Below are 23,687 nucleotides of genomic sequence, written 5' to 3'. Positions count from 1 at the left end.
GGGGCCGGCACCCGGCCCTCGTGGCCGCGCCACCTGACCCACCGGTCAGAGGGAGTGGTCCAGCCAGGGAGGTGCCCGGCCCAGCGAGTGCGGGCGTGAGGTGCACACGCCCTCGAGGGAGATGCCGTCGTGACTGCGCAGCGTTTGCCCCGTAAGGCCTCTGGCCGTTCTTCGACCGGTGCCGTTCCTGGCCCGGAGAAAGCCTCGACCTCGCCCGAATCCCAGCAGCACATGTACGTGCTCGACACGTCGGTCCTCTTGTCGGACCCGTGGGCGGTTACCCGCTTCGCCGAGCATGCGGTCGTGCTTCCGCTGGTCGTCATCAGTGAACTGGAGGCGAAGCGCCACCACCCGGAGCTCGGCTGGTTCGCCCGGGAGTCCCTGCGCATGCTCGACGACCTGCGCCGGCAGTACGGCAGGCTCGACGCGCCGCTCCCCATCGGGGACCACGGCGGCACGCTGCAGGTGGAGCTGAACCACTCGGACCCGACGGTGCTCCCGGTCGGGTTCCGCACCGACTCCAACGACCACCGGATCCTCGCCTGCGCGCTCAACCTGGCGGCGGAGTTCCCGGCGGTCACCCTGGTGACGAAGGACATCCCGCTGCGGGTCAAGGCGGGTGCGGTCGGTTTGGAGGCCGACGAGTACCGCGCGCAGGAGGTCACGCCGTCCGGCTGGACGGGCATGGCGGACGTGGACGTCGAGCAGGACGTGCTGGACACGCTGTTCGGCGGCAGCACCGTCGACCCGGTCGAGTACGGCATGGACGAGCTCGCCGAGCTGCCCTGCCACACCGGGCTGCGGCTGCTCGCGGGCAGCTCGAGCGCACTCGGGCGGATCACGGCGGACAAGCGCATCCGGCTGGTGCGCGGCGACCGCGAGGCGTTCGGCCTGCACGGCCGCAGCGCCGAGCAGCGCGTCGCGCTCGACCTGCTGCTGGACTCCGACGTCGGCATCGTCTCCCTCGGTGGCCGCGCCGGCACCGGCAAGTCGGCGCTCGCGCTGTGCGCCGGCCTCGAAGCGGTGATGGAACGCCGTCAGCACCGCAAGGTCGTGGTGTTCCGGCCGGTCTACGCGGTCGGCGGCCAGGAGCTCGGCTACCTGCCCGGGTCCGAGAGCGAGAAGATGCAGCCCTGGGCGCAGGCGGTGTTCGACACGCTCGGCGCGCTGGTCAGCCAGGACGTCCTCGACGAGGTCTTCGACCGCGGCATGCTCGAGGTGCTCCCGCTGACGCACATCCGCGGCCGGTCGCTGCACGACACGTTCGTCATCGTCGACGAGGCGCAGTCACTGGAACGGAACGTCCTGCTCACGGTGCTTTCGCGGCTCGGCACGGCGTCCCGGGTGGTGCTCACGCACGACGTCGCCCAGCGCGACAACCTGCGCGTCGGCCGGCACGACGGCGTCTCGGCGGTGATCGAGAAGCTGAAGGGCCACCCGCTGTTCGCGCACGTCACGCTGACGCGCTCGGAGCGCTCGCCGATCGCCGCCCTGGTCACCGAGATGCTGGAGGACCACGGCTGAGCTTGAAGTCCGTGAAGGCCACCTCGGCTCGAGGTGGCCTTCACGGCTTTTACCAGCCGGAGGGGAGGGGGCGGCCCTCCGCGAAGCCCGCCGCCGACTGGACGCCCAGCAGCGCGCGCTCGTGGAACTCCTCCAGGGTGCGCGCGCCCGCGTACGTGCACGACGAGCGGACGCCCGAGCCGATCGAGTCCAGCAGGTCCTCGACGCCCGGCCGGGCCGGGTCGAGCGACATCCGCGACGACGAGATGCCCTCCTCGAACAGCGCCTTGCGCGCGCGGTCGAAGACGTTGTCCGTGCGCGTCCGCGCCCCGATGGCCCGCTTCGACGCCATGCCGAACGACTCCTTGTACGGTCGGCCCTGCTCGTCGAACCGCAGGTCACCGGGGGATTCGTAGGTGCCGGCGAACCACGAGCCGACCATCGCCGCGGACGCGCCCGCGGCCAGCGCCAGCGCGACGTCGCGGGGGTGGCGCACCCCGCCGTCGGCCCAGACGTGCTTGCCCAGCTCGCGTGCGGCGGCCGCGCAGTCGGCGACCGCGGAGAACTGCGGGCGGCCGACGCCGGTCATCATCCGCGTCGTGCACATCGCGCCCGGCCCGACACCGACCTTGACGACGTCCGCGCCGGCCTGGATCAGGTCGCGCGTGCCCTCGGCGGTGACGACGTTCCCGGCGACCACCGGGACCCGCGGCGACACCGACCGGACGGCCTTGAGCGCGGCGATCATCTTCTCCTGGTGCCCGTGCGCGGTGTCGACGACCAGCACGTCGACGCCCGAGCCGAGCACGGCCTCGGCCTTCGCCGCGACGTCGCCGTTGACGCCGACCGCGGCGGCGACGCGCAGCTTGCCCGCGCCGTCGACGGCCGGGGTGTAGATGTCCGCGCGCAGCGCGCCGACGGCGGTCAGCACGCCCGCGAGGCGGCCGTCGGCGTCCAGGCCGAGCGCCAGCTGGGCGCCGGCGCTGTGGAGCCGTTCGAAGACCTCCCGCGCCGGTGTCGTCAGCGGCACCGCGACGGTCGGGGGCTGCGCGACGTCGGCGAGCCGCGCGAAGCGGTCGACACCCGCGCAGGCCGCTTCGTCGACGATGCCGACCGGGCGGCCTTCGCCGTCGACGACCACGACAGCGCCGTGAGCGCGCTTGTGGACCAGGTTGAGGGCGTCGGCCACGGCGTCGCCGCCGGTCAGCACCAGCGGCGTGTCCCAGACGGTGTGGCGGCTCTTCACCCAGCCGACGATCTCCGCGACGGCCTCGGTATCGACGTCCTGAGGGAGCACCACCAGCCCCCCGCGGCGGGCGACGGTCTCGGCCATCCGCCGGCCGGCGACCGCGGTCATGTTGGCGACGACGATCGGGATGGTCGCGCCGGTGCCGTCCGCGGTGGAGAGGTCTACGTCGAAGCGGGACTCCACGTCCGAACGGTTCGGCAGCAGGAACACGTCGTCGTAGGTCAGGTCGTGAGCGGGCCGGTGGCCGTCGAGGAAACGCACGAGTCCCCAGGCTACGTGGCTCGCCGGGAGACGGCGAACGCGGCCGGGCCCGTGGCAGGATCGGGGCATGAGCCGCCGCGACCGGGACGCCGAGGGACGCGCACGCAACGCACGGCCGCGCGACGGCCTGGGCCGCCCCCTGCCGTACGGCGCCGACGGTGTCGAGCGCCAGCCGGAAGGCATCGCGAGGACCCCGGCGCAAACGCTTGCGGAGGCCCAGCAGCTCCTCGACGACGGCAAGCCGTTCCACGCGCACGAGGTCTTCGAGGACGCCTGGAAGACGACCGACGGGCCCGACCGCGAGCTGTGGCGCGGGCTCGCCCAGCTGGCGGTGGGGCTGACGCACGCGGCACGCGGCAACACGGCGGGGGCGGCGTCGCTGCTGGAACGCGGCGCCGAGAACATCGAGCCGTTCCGGGGTGACCCGCCGCACGGCATCGACGTCGCGGGACTGCAGGAGTGGGCGCGAAGCCTGGCCGACGAGGCGAAGCAGCACGTGCGGGTGTCGCCGACGCCGCCGAGGTTGACGTGCTGACGGCGGTCGGTGCCGCGAGCATCGCGGCCATCGCCTCGCTGGTCGGGGTGACGCTGGGGGCGCTGCTCGAGCCGTGGAAGCTCAACGCGGCACGGCGCGCGAAGCTGCGAAACGACCGCGCCGACCGCTGCGGCCGGTTCATCGAGGCCGCGGCCCGGGCGCGGCAGCACCTCATCAGCCTCAATGTCAGTCACCGCCAGCACAAGCTCGCCGGAGCCGAGGCCGATCGCGTCGCGGGCTACGAAGACGACTACTACACGGCGCGCGCGGAGGTGCGGTCCCTGCTCGGGCTCCTGGTGATGAGCGGGCCGGACGAACTGGTCAGCGCGGCCAAGAACGTGCGGAAGCAGGACATGAACCTGCACCACGTGCGCCACGAGGTGGACGAAGGCGCCAAGTTCGACCGGCTCCGGCTGCCGCCGCTCGTGCAGACGGCCGTGGCCGCGCTGGACCGGGCGATCGAGGAGTTCGCCCTCGTCGCCCGGAAGCACACGGCCTAAGCTTCGTCCCAGCCGCTCGAAGCGGTCTTCTCCGCGCCGAGCGTCGTGCCCTCGCCGTGGCCGGTGTGCACCTTCGTCGCCTCCGGGAGCGTGAACAGCTTCTCGCGGATGGACTTCACGATCGTCGGGTAGTCCGAATAGGACCGTCCGGTCGCGCCCGGGCCGCCGTGGAAGAGCGTGTCGCCGGTGAACAGCACGCCCAGCTCCTCCGCGTACAGGCACACCGCGCCCGGAGCGTGCCCCGGCGTGTGGATGACGCGCAGCGCCGTGCCCGCGATCGTGATCGTCTGGCCGCCGGCCAGCTCGCCGTCCGGCGCGCGGTCCGGGTGGGTCTGGTCCCAGAGGACGCGGTCGTCCGGGTGCAGCAGGATCGGCGCGCCGGTGGCCTCGGCGAGCTCCGGGGCCGCGTTGACGTGGTCGTTGTGCGCGTGGGTGCAGACGATCGCCGCCAGCTTCCGCTCGCCGACGACGTTCTCGATCGCCTTCGCGTCGTGGGCCGCGTCGATCACGATCACTTCCGCGTCGTCGCCCACGATCCACACGTTGTTGTCGACGTCCCAGCTGCCCCCGTCGAGCTGGAAGGTGCCGGACGTCACGAGGTTCTGCACGATCGCCGTCATGCGCCCGACCCTAACGCGGTCGGCCGGGTGTTCGACAGCCGGCGATCCAAGAAGCGCGCCCCGATCGCCAGCGCGGTGAAGAACAGGCCGATGACGATGCAGTTGAGGGTCACACGGCCGTAGCCGAGCGCGGTGGCGTCGACGAACGGGTACGGGTAGAAGCCGGTGATCGCGCCGCGCGGCAGGGTGAAGGCGAGCCAGGCCAGCGGGTAGAGCAGCGACCACCAGACCGTGCGCCAGGTCAGGGCGCCGCGCGGGCCGGCGACGAGCCAGCCGAGCACGAACAGGATCGGCGTGACCTTGTGCAGCATGGTGTCGGCGAACAGCGAGAGGCCGTGCAGCTCGTACAGGCCGGCGAGGGCGACCTGGTAGACGATGCCGGTCACGATGATGCCGACCAGCGCGTCGAGCCAGAGGACGGCGAACAGCTTCGTGCGCGCGGTGCCCAGGGCGACCAGCGCCGAGGTCGCGGCGACGAGCAGGTTCGAGTCGATGGTGAAGAAGCAGAGCAGGTTCGCGAGCCGGCCGCCGGGATCCGTCGCGGTGGCGATCACCTGGGTGACGAGGCCGGTGAGCGCGACCAGCGTGGTGACCGCGAACCAGCCGCGGGTGAGCTTTTCGCTGCGCATTCCCGGAGGATAGTTCCACTGTGGACCACCCGATCGAGTCGAGCCGCTCACCCGGCGCGTCCTATTGTCGGCGGAGATGGTCTGCGCCGGCGGGCCGCTGAGGGGCGGGGCGACGAAGGTCGTCTCGCACGGCGTGCTCGGCGCCCCGCCCGTCCGGCCGCTGCCACTGAAGCCGGACGCGCCCCGGTGTGGTGCACCGGGGCGCTCGGTCGTCAGGCCGTGGTGAGGGCGTCCCGGAGGGTGGTGAACGCCTCGTACTCGGCCTTCTGCTCGACCGGCAGCTGGTAACTGGCGGCGAGGAGCTTCGGCACGGAGGGGAGGATGCTGAGCTTGAAGCTCTGCCCCTCCGTCGTCTTGATCACGAACCGGCCCTGCAGATCACGCTTCTTGACCGACGCCCGGTTCGCGTCCGTGATCGTCAGCGGGGTGCCCGCCGTGACCGTGCCGCTCTTTTCCTCGAGCGGCACGATCACGAGGTCGGTCTGCCCCGGCCGGAAACCCACCGCGAAATTGCTGACGGTGGTGGTGCGGAAAACGATGAAGTTCTTTTGCTTGATTTCCGCGGCGTACACCTTGGTGTAACCCGTCCCGTCGGCGACGGCCGCGTCGAAAGCGGCGTGGATCGCCGCTTTCAGTTCTTCCTTGCTTGCCACTTGTACTCCTCCATGACCGCTCGGGGAGTGAGCGGGTTCTCCGAGGAGCAGCATCGTACTGACGGACGCCTTCGCGATCTGTGGGGAAAATTGCTGACACCGGCGCGGATTTCCGCGTCGAATAAACCGAATGCCACCGATTCCGGTGAAATGGTCAGCGCAGTGCTTTCACCAGTGCGGGGACGAAGACCGACGCGTCGACCGTGCCCCAGCCGCTGGCGATGTCGAATCCCTTCGCCGCGGTGAAGCCGGTGACACCGTCCTGGCTGTTGTCGCCTTCGGTCACGTCGACGATGCCCGCCTTCGGGCCGGCCGGGCCGAGCTTCGTGTACAGCGCCGGGTTGATCTGGCCGAGCTTGCCGCCCTTGGCCTGCACCGCGAGCGCGAGCACGCCGGCGAACAGCGGCGCGGACTGCGACGTCCCGAAGACGCCCTCCATGCTGATGTCCGGGAACGAGCGCATCTTGCTGCCGGTGATCTTCTTGACGCCGTCCTGCCAGTTCGGCCGCGCGTAGGTCTTCGACAGCCCGGAGCCCTCGGAGAAGCCGTTGTCCGCGACGTTCACGACGTCGTCCGCCTTGGTGCGGTTGCCGTTCGCGTCGAGGTGCAGCTGCGTGCCGCCGAGCGTCGTGACGCGCGGGTCGGACGCCGGCCAGCTCGCGACGCGGTACGGGTAGTTGCCCGGGCCGTAGAGGTACCCGCCGGTCGGGCCGTCGTCGCCGGAGGAGGCGACCATCGTGATCCCGGCCTTGCTCGCGCGGTCCAGCGCCGGGTCGAGCGTCTTGATCGAGTCGAACGACGGGAAGTTCTCCTCGGTGGTGCCGAAGCTCATCGAGATGACGTCGGTCAGCTTGTGCTCGGTCATGTAGTCGACCGCGTGCATCATCTCGGGCAGGCCGGTGAAGCCCTGCGTCTCCGCGACCGGCGTCGCCGCGACGATGATCTTCGCGTTCGGCGCGAGGGCGTGCATCATCGTGACGTCGAGGTCGGTTTCGCCGCCCCAGCCCTGGCAGGTGGCGGTGTCGACGCCGGGGTCGGTGCACGCGGGCACCGGGCCGGACGGCTGGATGACCTCGACGTTCGCCGGCGGCAGGCCGTGGTTCTTCGAGTACGTGTCGAGCACCTGCTTGACCTGGTCGTCGCCGAAGGACACCAGCGTCGCGACGGTGCTGCCCGCGCCGGTGATGCCGGCGTTCCACAGCTTCGTCGCGTTGTACGCGGTGCTCTCCTTCGGCAGCGACGCCATCGCCGCCTCCAGCTTGGCGACGCGCTTCTCCACGGTGTTCGCGCCGACGAACGACTGCGCGGCCGCCGAGAAGTGGTGCTTCGACGGCTGGTGCCCGGCGCCCGGCGTGTTCGGCACCGGTGTGGCCGAAGCCGGTGCGGCGAACGCGGTCACGAGCAGCGTGGTGCTCGCGAGCAAGCCGGACACAGCGCGCAATCTCATGCTTTCTCCCTGGCTGAAGGAAAACTCCGTCAGCCACTCTGCTCAGATGCGGGAGAAGGCAACATCGACTTTCGTCTTTCCTTTTACGAGGAAAGCACCCCGAAGACGCGCGATGTCGCGATCGAGACTTTCGTAGTCAGCTCCCTTCCGACCGGTCGCCGTGCAGGAGGCCGCGGACCGTGTCGATCGTGTCCGCGTCCGCCGGGTCCTTGTCCGGGCGGTAGCGGACCACCCGTGCGAACCGCAGCGCCAGCCCGCCCGGGTAGCGCGTCGACACCTGGGCGCTGTCCAGTTCGATCTCCACAACGACCTCCGGGCGGACGTACACCGTCCAGTCGTCGCGGTGGGTTTCGATCTCCTGGAACGTCCTCGTCTGCCACGCCAGGATCTCGTCGGTCATGCCCTTGAACGTCTTGCCCACCATGATCGGCGGGCCGCCGTCCGGGTCGCGCGCGCCCAGGTGCAGGTTCGACAGCGTGCCCGTGCGCCGGCCGTGGCCCCACTCCGCCGCGAGGACCACCAGGTCGATCGTGTGCACCGGCTTGACCTTCAGCCACGCCCGCCCGCGCCGCCCCGCCGCGTACGGCGACGCCAGGTCCTTGACCATCACCCCTTCGTGCCCGGCTTCCATCGCCGCCTCCAGCACTTCGGCCGCACGCGAAACGCCCAGCTCGCCGGGGATCACGTGCGCCCCGGCGACCTTGCGCAGCACCGCGTTGCGCTCGGACAGCGGCGCGTCCAGCAGGTCGACGCCGTCGAGGTGCAGGCAGTCGAAGAAGTACGGCCGCAGCAGCAGCGCCTTCACCTGCTCCTCGCGCGTGCTGCCGAACCGGCTCATCGTGTCCTGGAACGGCCGGGGCCGCCCGGCGTCGGTCAGCGCCAGGGTTTCGCCGTCCAGCACCACCGATTCGCACGGCAGCGCCCGCACGAGCTCGACCAGCTCCTGCACGCTGCCGGTGATCTCGCGCAGCGTCCGCGTCCAGACGTGCACCTCGTCACCCTGGCGGTGCACCTGGATCCGCGCACCGTCCATCTTGTACTCGACGATCGCCTCGGCGTGCTCGGCGACCGCTTCCTCCAAGGACTCCGCCGGCGACGCCAGCATCGGCTTGACCGGCGTGCCCAGGGTGAGCCGGAACTCCGCCAGCGCCGCCTGCCCGCCGGTCAGCGCCGCGACACCGGTGACGCCGAGCTTCCCGGACAGCATGAACGCGCGCCGCACGTCCACGGCCGGCACCTCGGCCGCCGCCGCGATCGCGTCGACCATCACGCCCTCCAGTGCACCTTGCCGCAGCTCGCCGGTGACCAGCCGGAACAGGAACTGCTGCTCGTCCTGCGTCAGCCGCTCGAACAACGCGCGCAGGATCTCTTGACGACGCCCCGCGGAGCCCGTGCCCGCCGCGACGCCGGCCGCGGAGGTCAAGGCCGTGTCCACTTCGAGCACCGTCACGACCGGGCCGGGAGCCGGTGCCGCGCCGAGCCCGGCCAGGGTGCGCCAGCCCGCACCCAGCCTGTCCTGCGCCGTCTGCCCGGTGAGGTACGCGATCACCGTGGCCAGCTCGGTGCTCCCGGCCGCGCGCAGCACCGAGGCCAGGAGGGCGATCTTCGCCTTCCTGGACCGCGTCGCCGCCAGTTCGGCGGACGTCCGGACTATCTCGCTGAGCAACACCCGGACATCATGACCCGGACCACCGACAATTTCCTGCCGATCAGATGTCCGGCCTGGTGCAGAGGGGGTCGAGCAGGCCGTCCTTGGCCACGCACGGCGTGTACCCGGCGTCCTGCAGCTCGGCCCGCGCGGTCGGGCTCGCCAGGTAGTCGAGGAACCGCTTCAGCACGCTCCCGTTCGAGGGCACGCCCTTCGTGTAGAGGTACTCGACGGTCCAGAACCGGTACCCGGCGCCGACGGTCGTGACGTCGGGGTAGTGGCCGTCGAGCTGCACGACCGTCACCTGCTGGTCGCGGGCGGCCGCGGTTTTGGCCGCCGGGACGTCGGCGTACCCGATCGCGCCCGGCACCGCGCCGACCTCGGTGAGCACCTCGGCGGTCGTGCCGCGCTCGCAGCGCGTGGTGGCCGCCGCCGGGTCGCGCTCCGGCTTGCGGCACGAGTCCGACGTCAGCCGGTCTTCCGCGCCGCCGAGCACTTTCTGCTCGAACGTCTTGCGCGTGCCCGACTCCTGCCCGCGCCCGACGATCCCGATCGGCACCGACGGGCCCGGCCGCAGCTGGTCCCAGTTCCGCACCCGGCCGCTGAAGATGTCCTTGACCTGCTGGGTCGTCAGCTTGTCGACGCCGGCCGCGCGGTTCACGACCAGGCTGTACACGACCACCGCGACGGCCTTTGCCTCCAGGTCGGGGCCGGCTTCCCCGGACCGGCCGTCCGAGAGCACCGCCAGCTCGTCCTTGCCCGCCGCGCCGACCGGGGCGAGCGCGCGGACGCCGGTGACGCTGCCGGTCGCGCGGGTCGTGATGGCCGCGCCGTCGCACTGGCCGTGGTACTCGGCGGCGATGCTGTCGATGATCGGCACGAACGCGCTCGACCCCTCGACCGACAGCTTCCCGGTGGCGCACTGCGCGGAGTCGGCCGGCCGGGACCACGAGACGAGCAGCGTGGCCAGCAAGGCACCCGTCAGCAGCACCCCGACCGCTGTCGTGATGACCGGCCAGCCGAACCGGCGCTGCTTGCGGTCGTCCTTGATCCGGCCGGCCGCGAGCCGGGCGTGGTGGTCGATCTCCTTGCTGATCTCGCCTTCGTGGCCGTCGGACTCCCGCAGCACGACGACCAGCTTGAACTTCTCCTTGCGCTTCAAGGAAAGCCGCGCGAACCGCACGCCGTGCCACTCGGGTGCCTCAGGCGGGACTTCGGACGCGGCGAGCCCGGCCAGCCGTTTCGGCAGCAGCGCGCGCACACGCGACAGCTTCACGCCTTCGACGGGCCGTTGCGGTGTCTCGCGCGTGAAGAACTCGAGGCCGTCGCGGACGTGCTGGCGCAGGCCGTCGTCGGTCGCGTCGGACACCCGCGCGTCCCAGACGATCCGGCTGCCGAAGGTGAACGACAGCGGGATCTCGAAGTCGTCCGGCGCGATGTCGAACCCGCCGGTGTTGTGGATCCGGATCACGACGACGCTCATCCGGTTCAGCAGCCGCGCGGTGCGTTCCAGCTGCGGATCCGCCTGTGCGCTGCCGTTCTCGCCGTCGTGCAGGTCGATCGGGGAGAGCCCGATCTTGGAGTTGTAGAGGACGCGGAACGTCAGCCGGCGCCGCCGGATGAAGTAGCGGTCGATGAACGGCGCGGCGATCGCGACCAGCGCGGCGATGCCGAGGACGAGGCTGCCGGAGTCCGAGCTCAGGATTTCGGCGAGGGACTGCATCGTCGCGCCGACGCCCACCGGACTGCTCCTCTACCCCGACTCCCCAGGGCAAACAGCCTAGGCAGCCGTTACGCCGGGTGGGTGCGTGATGGCCGAGTGTTCACCGGTCGTTCATCGGCGGCGATCCAGCTGGCCAGCAGGCCGAGCGCGCGTTCGGTCTCCGAGCCCGGTTCGGCGTGGTAGATCACCATGCCCTGGTCGGGGTCCTGGGGCAGGCGCAGCGTCTCGTAGCGCAGCCGCAGCTCGCCGACGACGGGGTTGCGCAGCACCTTCCAGCCCTGGGCCTTCTCCTGCACCGCGTGCTCGGCCCACAGCTTCCGGAACTGCTCGCTGGCCAGCGAAAGTTCGCCGATGAGCTGGGCGAACCGCGGGTCGCCGGGGTGGCGGCCGCTTTCCGCGCGCAGGTTCGCGACGAGCTCGCGGCAGACGGCGTCGTACTCCGGGTGCAGCTGCTTCGCGCGTTCGTCGGTGAAGATGAGCTTCGGCATGTTGCGCTCGTCGAGGTCGGCGAAGGCGAACGCGACGGCCCCGCCGAGCGCGTTCCACGCCAGCACGTCCATGTACTGGCCGAAGACGAACGCCGGCGCCTGGATGGCGTCGAGCAGCTGCTGCAGCTCGGGGCGGACCCGCTCCGGCGCGCGCTCGTCCCGGCGCGTCGGCGCGGCGAGGTTGCGCAGGTAGGCCTCCTCGCCGGCGTTGAGCCGCAGCGCGCGGGCCAGTGCGTCGAGAACCGCGTCCGAGACGTTCTTCGCGCGGCCCTGCTCCAGCCGCGTGTAGTAGTCGACGCTGATGCCGGACAGCTGCGCCAGCTCCTCGCGGCGCAGGCCCTGGACGCGCCGCTGCGTGATCCCGGGCGGCAGGCCCAGGTCGGCGGGGTCCAGTGCGGCGCGGCGCGCCTTCAGGAAGGCGCCCAGCTCGGCTGCGTCACTCATGCCTCCAGTATCCCCGCCTCGCGGCTGCCCGCCTGGTACTGGCAGACCCAGGTTGAACGTGACCTGGTCCGTGCTTCTCGCTCGCCGCAGGGTGGTGGCATGAAACGACGAATTCTGGGCGGCACGGGGATCTCGGTCAGCGAGTACGCGTTCGGCGCGATGATGCTGGGCAAGTGGGGCAATCCGGACCACGAAGAGGGCGTCCGGATGCTGCACACGGCGCTCGACGCCGGGGTCAACTTCTGGGACACCGCGGACATGTACAGCGACGGCGAGAACGAGCGGATCGTCGGCCAGGCGCTGAAGGGCCGCCGCGACGAGGTCGTGCTGGCCACCAAGGGCTTCTTCCAGATGGGTGCCGACCCCAACCAGGGCGGGCTTTCCCGGCGCTGGCTCACTCGCGCGCTCGACGACAGCCTGCGGCGGCTCGACACCGACTACGTCGACCTCTACCAGGTGCACCGGCCGGACCCGACGACCGACATCGAGGAGACGCTGTCGGTGCTGACGGACTTCGTGCGCGCCGGGAAGGTCCGCGCGATCGGGTCGTCGGACTTCCCGGCCGAGCAGATCGTGGAAGCCCAGTGGGTGGCGGAAAGGCGGGGCCTGGCCCGGTTCCGCGCCGAGCAGCCGCCGTACTCGATCTTCAACCGGGCGATCGAGGCGGCGGTGCTGCCGACTGCGCAGAAGTACGGCATGGGCGTGCTGACGTGGAGCCCGCTGGCCAGCGGCTGGCTGTCCGGCAAGTACCTGAAACCGTCCGATGTGGACCTTTCCGAAGGCCGCCGGACGTTGCAGGCGCACAAGTTCGACCCGGCGCTACCGGAGAACGCCGTCAAGTTCGAGGCGATCGCGCAGCTGAAGAAGATCGCCGACGACCTGGGCCGCCCGCTCACGCACCTGGCGACGGCGTTCGTCCGGGCGCACCCGGGCGTGACGTCGGCGATCATCGGCCCGCGCACGCCGTCCCAGCTCGACGACCTGCTCGCGGGCGCGGACCTGGTGCTGGACGACGAGGTGCTGGACCGGATCGACGAGATCGTCCCGCCGGGCACGGACTTGAACTCGGCCGAGAAGGACTACACCCCGCCGGCGCTGGCGGACAAGCGCCTGCGCCGGCGGTAAGGAGTCACTTGCCGCCGCGAACGGGTTTGCCCTCAGATCGCCTTGACCGCAACGACGATCGCGAACGTCAGAGCGCCAACCCAGCAGATGATCTTGAAGGTCGCCTCGGCGCCGACTGCTTTCCCGAGCATCCTGACAAGGTTGACGACGAAAGCCGTCGCGAGTCCGATTCCGAGGTATGTGAAGAAGTGCCCCACCAGTGATCCGTTCGTCCGTGAGCTGTTCGACTCGTCGTTTGCGGATCGGGGTGGGCTGGCGTGGCGTTACGGATCGTCACCGGGGCGAGTCCGGTTCATGGCTTCGCGACGGGTGCACCTCACGAACGAGAATCGCCTGGTAGATCGGCCAACCGGCAGCCGAACTCGCCGGAAACTGGCTCGGCTGCCGGTATCGAGTTGTTACTCGCAGCTACACTTCGGTGGCGGTCACTTGCCGCCGCGGGCCATGCGGAGGACGTCGAGTGCTTCGTCCAGCTGCTCTTCGGTCAGCTTGCCGTCCTTCACGTACCCGCGCTCGATGACCACTTCGCGGATCGTCTTCAGCTCCTTCAACGCCTGCTTCGCCACCGCAGCCGCCTCTTCGTAGCCGATGTACTTGTTCAACGGCGTCACGATCGACGGCGAACCCTCGGCGTAAGTACGCGTGCGCTCGGTGTTCACGGTGATGCCCGCGAAGACCTTGTCCGCCAGCAGCCGCGAGACGGCGGCGAGCAGGCGCGCCGATTCGAGGACGTTGCGGGCGATCACCGGCAGGTTGACGTTGAGCTGGAAGTTGCCCGCGGCACCGGCGAAAGCCACGGCCGCGTCGTTGCCGATCACCTGCGCGACGACCTGCAGCGTCGCCTCCGGGATCACCGGGTTCACCTTGCCCGGCATGATCGACGAGCCCGGCTGCAGATCCGGCAGCGCCAGCTCGGCCAGGCCGGTGCGCGGGCCGGAGCCCAGCCAGCGCAGGTCGTTGGCGATCTTGTTGAGCGACACGGCGATCGTGCGCAGGTGGCCGGACGTCTCGACGACGCTGTCCTGCGTCGCCTGCGCCTCGAAGTGGTCGCGGGCCTCGGTCAGCGGCAGGCCGGTCACGGTGGCGAGTTCCGCGGCGACCGAAGCGCCGAAGCTGTCCGGCGCGTTGAGGCCCGACCCGACGGCGGTGCCGCCGATCGGCAGCTCGCCGAGGCGCGGCAGGCCCGACTTCAGCCGTTCGATGCCGAACCGGACCTGCGACGCCCACGCGCCGGCTTCCTGGCCGAGGGTGATCGGCACGGCGTCCATCAGGTGCGTGCGGCCGGACTTCACGACGTCGGTCCACTCCGCGGCGCGCACCTCGATGGCGCCGGCGAGGTACTCGAGCGCCGGGATGACGTCCTTGAGGACGGCTTCGGTGGCGGCGACGTGGATGGTCGTCGGGAAGGTGTCGTTCGACGACTGCGACGCGTTGACGTGGTCGTTCGGGTGCACGTCCCGGCCGAGGGCGCGGGTGGCCAGCGTCGCGATGACCTCGTTGGCGTTCATGTTCGACGACGTCCCGGACCCGGTCTGGAAGACGTCGATCGGGAAGTGCGCGTCGTGGGCGCCCTCGGCGACCTCGTCGGCGGCGGCCGCGATGGCGTTCGCGACGTCGGCGTCGAGCACGCCGAGCTTGAGGTTCACGCGCGCGGCGGCGGCCTTGAGCAGGCCGAGCGCGCGGATCTGGGCGCGCTCCAGGCCCCGGCCGGAAATGGGGAAGTTCTCGACGGCCCGCTGGGTCTGCGCCCGGTACAGCGCGTCGGCCGGCACGCGGACCTCGCCCATCGTGTCGTGTTCGATCCGGTATTCCTGATCAGCCATGACACCGATTCTGGACCTGTTCGCGAGTCACCGCGTGGTGTCGTTGCGCACCCGCGGTCCGTCGATCGTGTACGCGGCTGTACATGACACCTACTCGCTGGTAGGTTACGGCGATCCGCGTGATCCACCTCATGATTCAAAGGGGAGTCATGATCCGTACCCGCGTTCGCTTCGCCGCGCTCACCGCCGCATTCGCGCTGACGCTCGCCGCCGCGCCGGCGAGCCCGGCCGCCGCCGCGTCGTCCGATTCCTTCTACTCCTACGACGGCAGCGCACCGCTGTCGTCGTACGCGCCCGGGACGGTCCTCAAGACCCGGACGCTGAACTACCACGTCGTCGGGCTCCCGACGCCGGTGAAAGCCGTCCAGCTGCTCTACCGCACGACCGACGCGCAGGGCCGGCCGGCCGCCAACGTCACCTCGGTCGTCCGCAGCATCACCGGCGACACCACCAAAGCCGTGTCGTACCAGTCGGCCTACGACTCGCTCGACCCCGCCGACGCGCCGTCGCGGGCGATCGCCGGGGACTTCACCCTCGGCGGCCTGCTGCCCAACGGCGAGTCGCTGCTGCTCCTCCCGTCGCTCCTGCTGGGCTACAACGTCGTCGTGCCCGACACCGAAGGGCAGACCGCGAACTTCGCCGCCGGGCCGGAGTACGGCACGAACACGCTCGACTCGATCCGCGCCGTGACGAGCTCGGCCGCCACCGGCATGAACGACGGCACGAAGTTCGGGCTCCTCGGGTACTCGGGCGGCGCCATCGCGACCGGCTGGGCGGCCGCGCTCGCGCCGAGCTACGCCCCGGACGTCAACCGGAAGCTCGTCGGCTTCACCGAAGGGGGCGTGCTCGTCGACCCCGCGCACAACCTGAAGTACGTCGGCGGGAGCCCGGTCTGGTCCGGGGTCATCCCGATGGCGCTGATCGGCGTCGCGCGCGGCTTCGGCATCGACCTGCGGCCGTACGCAAGCGAGTACGGCCTGAAGGTGCTCGACGACCTCGAGCACGCGTCGATCATCAACGCCCTCGGCCGGTACCCGGGGCTGACGTGGCAGAAGATCGCGAAGCCGGAGTACGCGAACCCGAACTCGGTGCCGCCGTTCGTCGACGCGGTCAACAAGGTCAACATCGGGTCCGCGCCCACCCCGTCGGTGCCCGGCTTCATCGCCCAGGGCAACGCCGGATTCCTCGAAGGGACCACGAGCACCCTCCCGGGCATCGGCACCGGCGACGGCGTGATGGTGGCCGGCGACGTGCGGGCGCTCGCCCGGCAGTACTGCGCCACCGGCAACGGCTCGATCAAGTACACGCAGTACGACCTGCTCAGCCACGTCGGCGGCGCGGCGGCCTGGGCGCCGACGGCGATCGCCTGGCTGGCCGACCGCTTCGCGGGCAAGCCGGCGCCGACGAGCTGCGGGCACATCCCGGCGGGCAACTCCCTGGCTCCGGAGCAGCCGGCCTGACCCGCCCCGGCGGACCGGTCCTCTCGGCCGGTCCGCCGGGTACGGTGCCGCGGATGAGAACCGAGGACCGCCGGCTGCCCAAGGGGCCGCACAGCCTCAGCCGTGCGGAAGTGGCCGGGGCCCAGCGCGCCCGGCTGATCGAGGCGGTGCTGGCCAACGTCGGCGAACGCGGTTACGCCGCGACGACGGTCGGCCACGTCACGGCGTCCGCCGGAGTGTCGCGCACGTCGTTCTACGAGCAGTTCACCGGCAAGCAGGACGCGTTCCTCGCCGCCTACCGCGCGCTGACGGGGGAGTTCCTCGACCAGGGTGTCGCGGTCGCGACCGAGGCGCCGAGCCCGCTGGCCGCCGTCACCGCGTGCGGCGACTTCGTCGTCGGGTACGTGCGCCGCCGTCCGGTGGTCGCCCGCGCGGTCCTCCTGGAGATCTACGCCCTCGGCGACGTCGGCCTCGAAGCGCGTGAAGAGGTGCTGCGCGCGGGTGAAGCGGTGTTCGACCGGACGGCCGTGTGGCTGCGCACGACCGATCCGGACCTGCCGCTCCCGCCTCCGTTCACCGCGCGCACCGTCATCGCCGCGACGATCGAGCTGCTCACCCAGGCCATCTGGCTCGCCTCCGACGAGGCCTACGACCGCGCTCGCGAAGCCATCCGCCACACCTGGCTGCTCGGCTTGTTCGGGCACCGCGACATCCCCGCCTGACGCGTCCGGCAACGCTAGGATCGGCTGTGTTCTCGATCACCGCCATCCACCGCTGGCTGGAGCGAGCATGACTGAAGCTTCTGGGGACTCCTACGACCTCGTGATCATCGGCGCGGGCCCGACCGGGTTGTTCGCCGGCTACTACGCCGGGTTCCGCGGGCTCTCGATGGCCATCGTCGACTCGCTGCCGGAGCCCGGCGGCCAGGTGACGGCGATGTACCCGGAGAAGATGATCTACGACGTCGGCGGGTTCGCCGAGGTCCGCGGCCGCGACCTCGTCGACGGGCTGGTGCGGCAGGTCGCACCGTGGAAGCCGAAGTACCTGCTGGGGCGCAAGGCCGAGAAGCTCGAGACGCTCGAAAACGGCGTCGAGCTGACCCTCGACGGCGGTGAGACCCTGCGCGCGGGCGCCGTTCTCGTCACCGCGGGCATCGGCGAGTTCACCCCGCGCCCGCTGCCCGCCGGCGACGGCTGGCTCGGCCGCGGCATGGTCCACTTCGTCCCCTCGTTCGACGCACACGCGGGGCAGCACGTCGTGATCGTCGGGGGCGGGGACTCGGCGTTCGACTGGGTGCTCGCGCTGCACCCGGTCGCGGAGAGCGTGACGCTCGTGCACCGCCGCGCCAAGTTCCGCGCGGCCGAGTCCATCGTGCGGCAGGCCCGCGAGCTCGGGATCCGGATCATCACCGACGCCGAGGTCACCCGGTTCGTCGAGAACGAAAGCGGTGCACTCGAAGCCGTCGACCTCGCGATCAAGGGGGCCGGCGACGAGCGGCTGCCGGCCCACGCCGTCGTCGCCGCGCTCGGGTTCACCGCCGACCTCGGCCCGATCGAGAGCTGGGGCCTGGAGATCGACCACCGCGCCATCGCGGTCGACTCGACGATGGCGACCGCGCGCGACCGCGTCTACGCCGCCGGCGACGTCGCCGCGTACCCGGGGAAGGTCAAGCTGATCGCGACCGGCTTCGGTGAGGCGGCGACGGCCGTCAACAACATCGCCGTGCTGCTCGACCCGGAAGCCCACCTGTTCCCGGGCCACTCGAGCAACGCCGAATAGCTCAGGCCTTCGTCTTCTCCGCGATCCACGGCGCGTACGCGACGACGGACGTGTAGATCGACGGCGCCGACGCGCACACCGGGTCGTTGTTGCCCGGCCGGCTCGTGACGCCCACGAGCAGCCAGTGGTCGCCGTCGCGCACGACCTCCGGGCCGCCGGAGTCGCCGAAGCACGCTCCGGCCTTGCCGCCGGGGTTGTCCGTGCACAGCTCGGCCGTGCCGTCGAACACCGACGTGCACTTCGCGCCCTCGACGATGTGCGTGTCGAGCTGCTGCAACGTCGTCGGGATCTGGCCGCAGTTCACCTTCGGGCAGGTCTGGCCCCAGCCGAGGATCCGGGTGGCCGTGCCCGGCGCGGCGGCCGTCGCCAGGGCGATCGGGGCGGCCTTGGCCGGTGTCGCCAGCCGCAGCAGCGCGATGTCGCCCGCCGGGCTCTGGGTGTTGAAGGCCGGGTTCACGACGATGGCGGCGACCTGGTCGACTTCGCCGCCCTGGCCCACCTCGCTCGTGCCCGCCCGCACGGAGATCCCGGCGGGGGCCTTGTCGAACGCGCAGTGCGCGGCCGTCACCACCCAGCTCGGGGCGATCAGCGCACCGGCGCAGAACAGCTTGCCGGTCGAGGAGTGCAGCGACACCGCGAACGGGTACGGCTGGTCGGCGTCGCCGCCCCCGACGATGGCGGGTTCGGCCGACGCGGTGGCGGGGACCGAGGCGAACATCAGGACCAGCAGGGCCAGCAGTCGCCTGGGCACGGAACTCCTTACGGCAGCGGGGGAACGACGTCGTCGTCGGGCGCGTCCAGGTGGCCGTCGAAGTTGACCGAGGAGTACGCCCGCAGCTTGGTGAGCCGGTGGTAACCGTCGATCATTCTGACGGTCCCGGACTTGGACCGCATCACGATGGACTGCGTCGTCGCGCCGCCCTCGCGGTAGTGGACGCCGCGCAGCAGGTCGCCGTCGGTGACGCCGGTGGCGCAGAAGAAGACGTTGTCGCCGGTCACCAGGTCGTCGTTCAGCAGCACGCGATCGAGGTCGTGCCCGGCGGCGAGGGCCTTCTCGCGCTCGGCGTCGTCCTTCGGCCACAGCCGGCCCTGCAGCTCGCCGCCGAGGCACTTCATCGCGCAGGCCGCGATGATGCCTTCGGGGGTGCCGCCGATGCCGATCAGCATGTCGACGCCGGTGGTCGGGCGGGCCGCGGCGATCGCGCCCGCGACGTCGCCGTCGGAGATGAACCGGATCCGCGCGCCCGCGTCGCGGATCTCCTTGATGATCTGCTCGTGGCGCGGCCGGTCGAGGACGCACACGGTGACGTCGCCGACGCTGCTGTTCTTCGCCTTGGCGACCCGCCGGATGTTCTCCGCGATCGGGGCGCCGAGCTCGACCTTGCCCGCCGCCTCCGGCCCGACGGCCAGCTTCTCCATGTAGAACACCGCGGACGGGTCGAACATCGCGCCGCGCTCGGCGACCGCCAGCACGGCGAGAGCGTTCGGCATGCCCTTGGCCATCAGCGTCGTGCCGTCGACCGGGTCGACCGCGACGTCGCAGTCCGGGCCGTCGCCGTTGCCGACCTCTTCGCCGTTGAACAGCATGGGCGCTTCGTCCTTCTCGCCCTCGCCGATCACCACGACCCCGCGCATCGAGACGGTCGACACGAGCTGGCGCATCGCGTCGACGGCCGCGCCGTCCCCGCCGATCTTGTCGCCGCGGCCGACCCAGCGGCCGGCCGCCATCGCGGCGGCCTCGGTCACCCGGACCAGTTCCATCGCGAGGTTGCGGTCGGGCGCTTCACGACGGCTTTCTGCGGTGGACATCATTGCCTCCCGGATCGTGGAACTGGCGGGTCAACGGTGAACCTTATTCAGCCGTCGGCCGGCGCGAGAGTCACCGCAGGCGGATCGGTTGCGTTCCGTAGCGCCAGCCTTGCCCGAATAAGGTTCAGTCTGTCAGATGACCTGTCCGGTTTCCCGATGCCGAAGGCATGGCAAACGTCACTGATCGTTGCCGGTTTCGTCCTCCACGGACGCCAGAGCAGCCTCGATGCGCTCGCGGGCGCCTTCGAGATGGCGCTCACAGACCTTCGCGAGCTTCTCGCCCTTCTCCCACAGCGCGAGCGACTGCTCGAGGGACAGACCGCCGGCTTCGAGCTCGCGGACGACCTCGACGAGGCGGTCCCGGGCCTGCTCGTAGCCGAGTTCCTCGCTGGCTGCTTCACTCACGCTGGGCGTTCTCCGACCTTCCGGCTTGGGCTGTGCGCGCACACTACCGCGCTGGCCATGGCGTGGTCGTACCCGACGAACGCCAGCGCGAACTCCTGGCCGTCACCCTCCGCAATCGCCTCTTCGAGGTTCTCCTGCGCCCCGGCGACGCGCTTGCGGTGCCCCGCGCCCTCGGCGAACCACCAGCGCGAGCCGACCTGCATCGAGGTCGCCTCGGACAGCCGCCGCAGCTGCGGCCCCAGCTCGCGGCGGGCGGCGCCGCCGCAGCCGGCGAGCAGCGCCGTCCAGCACTCGGCGGCCGCCCGGTCGGTGCGGATCGCCTGGTCCAGCAGCGGACGCGCGCCCAGGCGCCGGGCCGCGTCCATGGTGAGGGGGAGGAACGTCGCCGCCTTCAGCGTCACTCCTGTGCTCCTTCCGCCACCGCGCCGATCGCGCCGTCACCCACCCGCACGCGCAGCTGGGCTCCGGCCTCGACTTCGGAGACGGAGCGGAGTACCTGGAGGTTGCCTTCGGAGTCGAGGAACTGCACGACGGCGTAGCCGCGGGCGAGCGTCGCGGCCGGGCCGAGCGCGGTCAGCCGGGCCCGCGCGCTCGCGAGCTCGGCCTGGTCCTTGGCGAGCAGCGTCAGCATGGCGCGGCGCGCGCGTTCGCGGTGGACGTCGACGTCGTCCTGGCGCCGCTGGACCGGGCCGAGCGGATCGGCCAGCGACGGACGGCTCCGCAGCTGGGTCAGCAGGCGCGCCTGCGTGTCGACCCAGCCGTGGAGGGCGCGGCGCCCGCGGTCGCGCATCTGCCGGACCCGCTCGGTCTCCTCGCGGTGGTCCGGCACGATCCGCTTGCTCGCGTCGGTCGGCGTCGAGCAGCGCAGGTCGGCGACGTAGTCGAGCAGCGGGGTGTCGGGCTCGTGCCCGATGGCGCTGACCACCGGCGTCCCGGCGGCCGACACCGCGCGGCAGAGCGCCTCGTCGGAGAACGGCAGCAGGTCCTCGACACTGCCGCCGCCCCGGGCGATGACGATGACGTCGATCTCGGGGTCGGCGTCGAGGATGCGCAGCGCGCGCATGACCTGCGGGACGGCCTGCGAGCCCTGCACGGCGGTGTTGATGACCTTGAACCGGACGTGCGGCCACCGGGTTTGCGCGTTGACCAGGACGTCTCGCTCGGCCGCCGACGCGCGGCCGGTGATCAGCCCGACGCCCTTCGGCAGGAACGGGATCGGCCGCTTGCGCTGCGCCGAGAAGAGGCCTTCGGCGGTGAGCAGCTTCTTCAGGCGCTCGATCCGGGCCAGCAGCTCACCGATGCCGACCGCGCGGATCTGGTCGGCACGCAGGCTGAGCGTGCCGCGGCCGAAGAAGAACGACGGCTTCGCGTGCACGACGACGCTCGCGCCTTCGCGCAGCGGCGGTTCCATCTCGCGGATCAGCCAGTTCGGGCAGGTCACCGACATCGAGACGTCCGCCGACGGGTCGCGCAGCGTCAGGAACGCGGTCTGCGTGTTCGGCCGGGAGTTGACCTGCGTGACCTGGCCTTCGACCCAGACGCTGCCGAGCCGGTGGATCCAGTCGCCGATCTTGCGCGCGACCGTGCGGACCGGCCAGGGCGCTTCGGCGGTGCTCGCTTCGGTTTCGGTCACTGGCCGTTCTCTTGACCGTCTTCCTTGGCCTGTTCGGCCTTGCGGGCGTTGGCGATCCGCCGCGACAGCATCCCGGTGAAGGACGAGCGGTCGGCGTGCGCGCGCTCGTACTCGAGGATCGTCTCGAGCTGGGGGATCGAGAGCTGGCGCAGGCGGGCCCGCAGCTGCGGGAGGGTGAGCTGGTCGTAGCCGGTCAGCCCGGCCGGGCCCTCGTAGCCGCCGGCGCTGGTCCGGGTCTCGTTCTTGGTCTTCTTGTCGATGGCGGGCGTGCCCGGCTTGGGCTTGGTTTCCGGGGCGTCGTTCTCGCCGTCGGCGTGGTCTTCGGCGAGCGCTCGCTCCTCTTCGGCCCACGGATCGCCCAGTTCCGCTTCGAGTTCGGCCGCTGACGGAATGTGACCGTTGATCTCCGAGCGCGGCTCCGGCACGTCGGCGACCGGTGCGAGGTTCGGCCGCGCGGGCGGGACGTCGGGGAGGTCCTCGTCGAAGGTCGCCCAGCTGGGCGCGTCCTCGACGGGGCGGAGGTTCGACAGGGCGTTGTCGCCCTTGATCGCCAGCTCGGTGACGTGCTGCTGGACGCGCATGGACGCCTGCAGCACCTGGCTGACCACGGTCACCGGAAGCCCGGCGAGCTGCCGGGGAAGCTCACGAACCCGCTCGGCGGTGGAGACGGCGAGGCCCGCGGCGACCCGGAGGGGGAGCGGGAATGGCTTCATGCGTCTAGCCTGCCGCATTTACGCCATCCTGCCCAACCGAACGAGTGGACTTGGGCGCGTTGCGTGACCCCGCGCACAGCACGGTAGGGGGACGAAGCTCACCCGAAAGGGACTTCGAGTTCGCTGCCGGGCTGCCCGTACCCTGGGTGCCATGAGTTCAGCGAGTCCCGGAATCGAGCCCGCGGGTACCCCGACGATCACCGGCACCGCTTCCGGCAAGCGGGTGCTGCTCGCCAAACCCCGTGGTTACTGCGCCGGTGTCGACCGCGCGGTGATCGCCGTCGAGAAGGCCCTCGAGGTCTACGGCGCGCCGGTGTACGTCCGCAAGGAGATCGTGCACAACAAGCACGTGGTCGAGACGCTGCGCGAGCGCGGCGCGATCTTCGTCGACGAGACGTCCGAGGTGCCCGAGGGCGCGCTGGTGGTGTTTTCGGCCCACGGCGTCTCGCCGATGGTGCACCAGGAGGCGGCGGACCGGAACCTGCGCACGATCGACGCGACCTGCCCCCTGGTGACGAAGGTGCACAAGGAGGTCAACCGGTTCGCGAAGGACGACTACGACATCCTGCTGATCGGCCACGAGGGCCACGAAGAGGTCGAGGGCACGGCCGGCGAGGCGCCGGACAAGGTCCAGCTGGTCGACAAGGCGGAGGACGTCGACAAGGTCGAGGTGCGCGACCCGTCGAAGGTGATCTGGCTGTCCCAGACGACGCTGTCGGTCGACGAGACGATGGAGCGCGTCGACCAGCTCCGCGAGCGTTTCCCGGGCTTGGCGGACCCGCCCAGCGACGACATCTGCTACGCGACGACGAACCGCCAGGTGGCGGTCAAGGCGATGGCGGCGGAGTGCGACCTGGTCCTGGTGGTCGGGTCGACGAACTCGTCCAATTCGAAGCGCCTGGTCGAGGTGGCCTTGAAGGCGGGGGCGCGGGCGTCGTACCTGGTCGACTTCGCGCACGAGGTCGACGAGGCATGGCTTTCGGGTGTGACGACGGTCGGTGTGACGTCGGGCGCGTCGGTTCCGGACGAGCTGGTGATGGAGCTGCTCGCTTGGCTGGCCGAGCGGGGTTACGGCGACGTCGATGAGGTGACTACCGCGAACGAGAAGATCACCTTTGCGCCGCCGAAGGAGCTGCGGAAGGTCTGAGGTTTTAGAACGAAGTCCGGTTCGGCGGCGGGTCGCGGGTGCGGCTCGTCGCCGAACTGCGTTGGGGGGGCTTGCGGCGGCCGAGTTCGGTTTCGTGCACGCGGGTTCCGCTCG

24 protein-coding genes are annotated in these 23,687 nt (G+C 71.0%); 8 read left to right on the top strand and 16 right to left on the bottom strand.

Going from position 1 to position 23,687, the window contains the following annotated elements:
- Positions 1-231 precede the first annotated feature (231 nt).
- The gene (phoH2, locus tag QSK39_RS05125) at positions 232-1,524 is read left to right on the top strand and encodes an RNA 5'-3' helicase PhoH2 (protein WP_285476493.1); all 1,293 of its coding nucleotides are present in this window, start codon (positions 232-234) and stop codon (positions 1,522-1,524) included.
- Between the two features lie 49 nt (positions 1,525-1,573).
- Here the strand turns inward: phoH2 and guaB1 are convergent, their stop codons facing one another.
- The gene (guaB1, locus tag QSK39_RS05120; protein WP_285476492.1) at positions 1,574-3,013 is read right to left on the bottom strand and encodes a GMP reductase; all 1,440 of its coding nucleotides are present in this window, start codon (positions 3,011-3,013) and stop codon (positions 1,574-1,576) included.
- A gap of 67 nt (positions 3,014-3,080) precedes the next feature.
- Here guaB1 and QSK39_RS05115 point away from each other — a divergent pair, with 67 nt between their 5' ends.
- Positions 3,081-3,548 carry a DUF309 domain-containing protein gene (locus tag QSK39_RS05115; protein WP_285476491.1) on the top strand — a complete coding sequence of 156 codons (468 nt, stop codon included), beginning with the start codon at positions 3,081-3,083 and terminating at the stop codon, positions 3,546-3,548.
- Positions 3,542-4,048 (top strand): hypothetical protein, encoded by a 507-nt coding sequence (locus QSK39_RS05110; protein WP_285476490.1) that lies wholly within the window; start codon positions 3,542-3,544, stop codon positions 4,046-4,048. The genes QSK39_RS05115 and QSK39_RS05110 overlap by 7 nt, the downstream gene beginning before the upstream one ends.
- On the opposite strand, the gene QSK39_RS05105 is transcribed toward QSK39_RS05110, so the two are convergent.
- From QSK39_RS05105 to QSK39_RS05075, 7 genes are all read right to left on the bottom strand, one after another.
- Positions 4,045-4,668, bottom strand: coding sequence for an MBL fold metallo-hydrolase (locus QSK39_RS05105; protein WP_285476489.1), 624 nt, complete (start codon positions 4,666-4,668; stop codon positions 4,045-4,047). The two genes, QSK39_RS05110 and QSK39_RS05105, sit on opposite strands and share 4 nt — an antisense overlap.
- Positions 4,665-5,297: a Pr6Pr family membrane protein gene (locus tag QSK39_RS05100; protein ID WP_285476488.1), complete on the bottom strand. Its 633-nt coding sequence runs from the start codon at positions 5,295-5,297 to the stop codon at positions 4,665-4,667. Before QSK39_RS05100 ends, QSK39_RS05105 begins: the two co-directional genes overlap by 4 nt.
- 212 nt (positions 5,298-5,509) lie before the next feature.
- Positions 5,510-6,004 (bottom strand): hypothetical protein, encoded by a 495-nt coding sequence (locus QSK39_RS05095; protein WP_285476487.1) that lies wholly within the window; start codon positions 6,002-6,004, stop codon positions 5,510-5,512.
- Positions 6,005-6,104: 100 nt separating this feature from the next.
- On the bottom strand, positions 6,105-7,397 hold the full coding sequence (locus QSK39_RS05090) for a S53 family peptidase (protein WP_285476486.1): 1,293 nt from the start codon (positions 7,395-7,397) through the stop codon (positions 6,105-6,107).
- A 136-nt stretch (positions 7,398-7,533) separates the two neighbouring features.
- Positions 7,534-9,066 (bottom strand): ATP-dependent DNA ligase, encoded by a 1,533-nt coding sequence (locus QSK39_RS05085; protein WP_285476485.1) that lies wholly within the window; start codon positions 9,064-9,066, stop codon positions 7,534-7,536.
- A 40-nt stretch (positions 9,067-9,106) separates the two neighbouring features.
- Positions 9,107-10,786, bottom strand: coding sequence for a PstS family phosphate ABC transporter substrate-binding protein (locus tag QSK39_RS05080; protein WP_285476484.1), 1,680 nt, complete (start codon positions 10,784-10,786; stop codon positions 9,107-9,109).
- A gap of 50 nt (positions 10,787-10,836) precedes the next feature.
- A complete protein-coding gene (locus QSK39_RS05075) occupies positions 10,837-11,700 on the bottom strand; it encodes a helix-turn-helix domain-containing protein (protein ID WP_285476483.1) in 864 nt (287 codons plus the stop codon).
- 99 nt (positions 11,701-11,799) lie between these two features.
- On the opposite strand from QSK39_RS05075, the gene QSK39_RS05070 reads away from it, so the two are divergent.
- A complete protein-coding gene (locus tag QSK39_RS05070) occupies positions 11,800-12,825 on the top strand; it encodes an aldo/keto reductase (protein ID WP_285476482.1) in 1,026 nt (341 codons plus the stop codon).
- Positions 12,826-12,857: 32 nt separating this feature from the next.
- On the opposite strand, the gene QSK39_RS05065 is transcribed toward QSK39_RS05070, so the two are convergent.
- Positions 12,858-13,022 carry a hypothetical protein gene (locus tag QSK39_RS05065; protein ID WP_285476481.1) on the bottom strand — a complete coding sequence of 55 codons (165 nt, stop codon included), beginning with the start codon at positions 13,020-13,022 and terminating at the stop codon, positions 12,858-12,860.
- A gap of 228 nt (positions 13,023-13,250) precedes the next feature.
- The gene (locus QSK39_RS05060; protein WP_285476480.1) at positions 13,251-14,648 is read right to left on the bottom strand and encodes a class II fumarate hydratase; all 1,398 of its coding nucleotides are present in this window, start codon (positions 14,646-14,648) and stop codon (positions 13,251-13,253) included.
- Positions 14,649-14,797: 149 nt separating this feature from the next.
- On the opposite strand from QSK39_RS05060, the gene QSK39_RS05055 reads away from it, so the two are divergent.
- The 3 genes from QSK39_RS05055 (at position 14,798) to QSK39_RS05045 (ending at position 17,866) form a co-directional block, all read left to right on the top strand.
- Positions 14,798-16,108, top strand: a complete 1,311-nt coding sequence (locus QSK39_RS05055; protein ID WP_285476479.1) for a lipase family protein — start codon at positions 14,798-14,800, stop codon at positions 16,106-16,108.
- Positions 16,109-16,161: 53 nt separating this feature from the next.
- Positions 16,162-16,809, top strand: coding sequence for a TetR/AcrR family transcriptional regulator (locus QSK39_RS05050; protein WP_285476478.1), 648 nt, complete (start codon positions 16,162-16,164; stop codon positions 16,807-16,809).
- Positions 16,810-16,876: 67 nt separating this feature from the next.
- Positions 16,877-17,866, top strand: coding sequence for an NAD(P)/FAD-dependent oxidoreductase (locus QSK39_RS05045; protein WP_285476477.1), 990 nt, complete (start codon positions 16,877-16,879; stop codon positions 17,864-17,866).
- Between the two features lies 1 nt (position 17,867).
- Here QSK39_RS05045 and QSK39_RS05040 read toward each other — a convergent pair whose 3' ends face one another.
- From QSK39_RS05040 to QSK39_RS05015, 6 genes are all read right to left on the bottom strand, one after another.
- Positions 17,868-18,605, bottom strand: coding sequence for a S1 family peptidase (locus tag QSK39_RS05040; protein WP_502873269.1), 738 nt, complete (start codon positions 18,603-18,605; stop codon positions 17,868-17,870).
- 20 nt (positions 18,606-18,625) lie between these two features.
- Positions 18,626-19,675, bottom strand: coding sequence for a class II fructose-bisphosphatase (gene glpX, locus QSK39_RS05035; RefSeq protein ID WP_285476476.1), 1,050 nt, complete (start codon positions 19,673-19,675; stop codon positions 18,626-18,628).
- A gap of 177 nt (positions 19,676-19,852) precedes the next feature.
- Entirely contained in the window at positions 19,853-20,080 is a 228-nt protein-coding gene (locus QSK39_RS05030; protein WP_285476475.1) for an exodeoxyribonuclease VII small subunit, read from the bottom strand.
- The gene (locus QSK39_RS05025; protein ID WP_285477932.1) at positions 20,077-20,445 is read right to left on the bottom strand and encodes a hypothetical protein; all 369 of its coding nucleotides are present in this window, start codon (positions 20,443-20,445) and stop codon (positions 20,077-20,079) included. The genes QSK39_RS05030 and QSK39_RS05025 overlap by 4 nt, the downstream gene beginning before the upstream one ends.
- A gap of 32 nt (positions 20,446-20,477) precedes the next feature.
- Positions 20,478-21,713 carry an exodeoxyribonuclease VII large subunit gene (xseA, locus tag QSK39_RS05020; protein ID WP_285476474.1) on the bottom strand — a complete coding sequence of 412 codons (1,236 nt, stop codon included), beginning with the start codon at positions 21,711-21,713 and terminating at the stop codon, positions 20,478-20,480.
- Entirely contained in the window at positions 21,710-22,426 is a 717-nt protein-coding gene (locus QSK39_RS05015; RefSeq protein WP_285476473.1) for a lipid droplet-associated protein, read from the bottom strand. The genes xseA and QSK39_RS05015 overlap by 4 nt, the downstream gene beginning before the upstream one ends.
- 151 nt (positions 22,427-22,577) lie before the next feature.
- On the opposite strand from QSK39_RS05015, the gene QSK39_RS05010 reads away from it, so the two are divergent.
- Positions 22,578-23,573, top strand: a complete 996-nt coding sequence (locus tag QSK39_RS05010) for a 4-hydroxy-3-methylbut-2-enyl diphosphate reductase (protein ID WP_285476472.1) — start codon at positions 22,578-22,580, stop codon at positions 23,571-23,573.
- Positions 23,574-23,687: the final 114 nt, after the last annotated feature.

The sequence above is a fragment of the Amycolatopsis sp. NBRC 101858 genome, assembly GCF_030269325.1.
GTDB lineage: Bacteria > Actinomycetota > Actinomycetes > Mycobacteriales > Pseudonocardiaceae > Amycolatopsis > Amycolatopsis ponsaeliensis.
The sequence above is the reverse complement of the archived record's forward strand: the minus strand, read 5'-3'. Positions and strand labels throughout refer to the sequence as shown.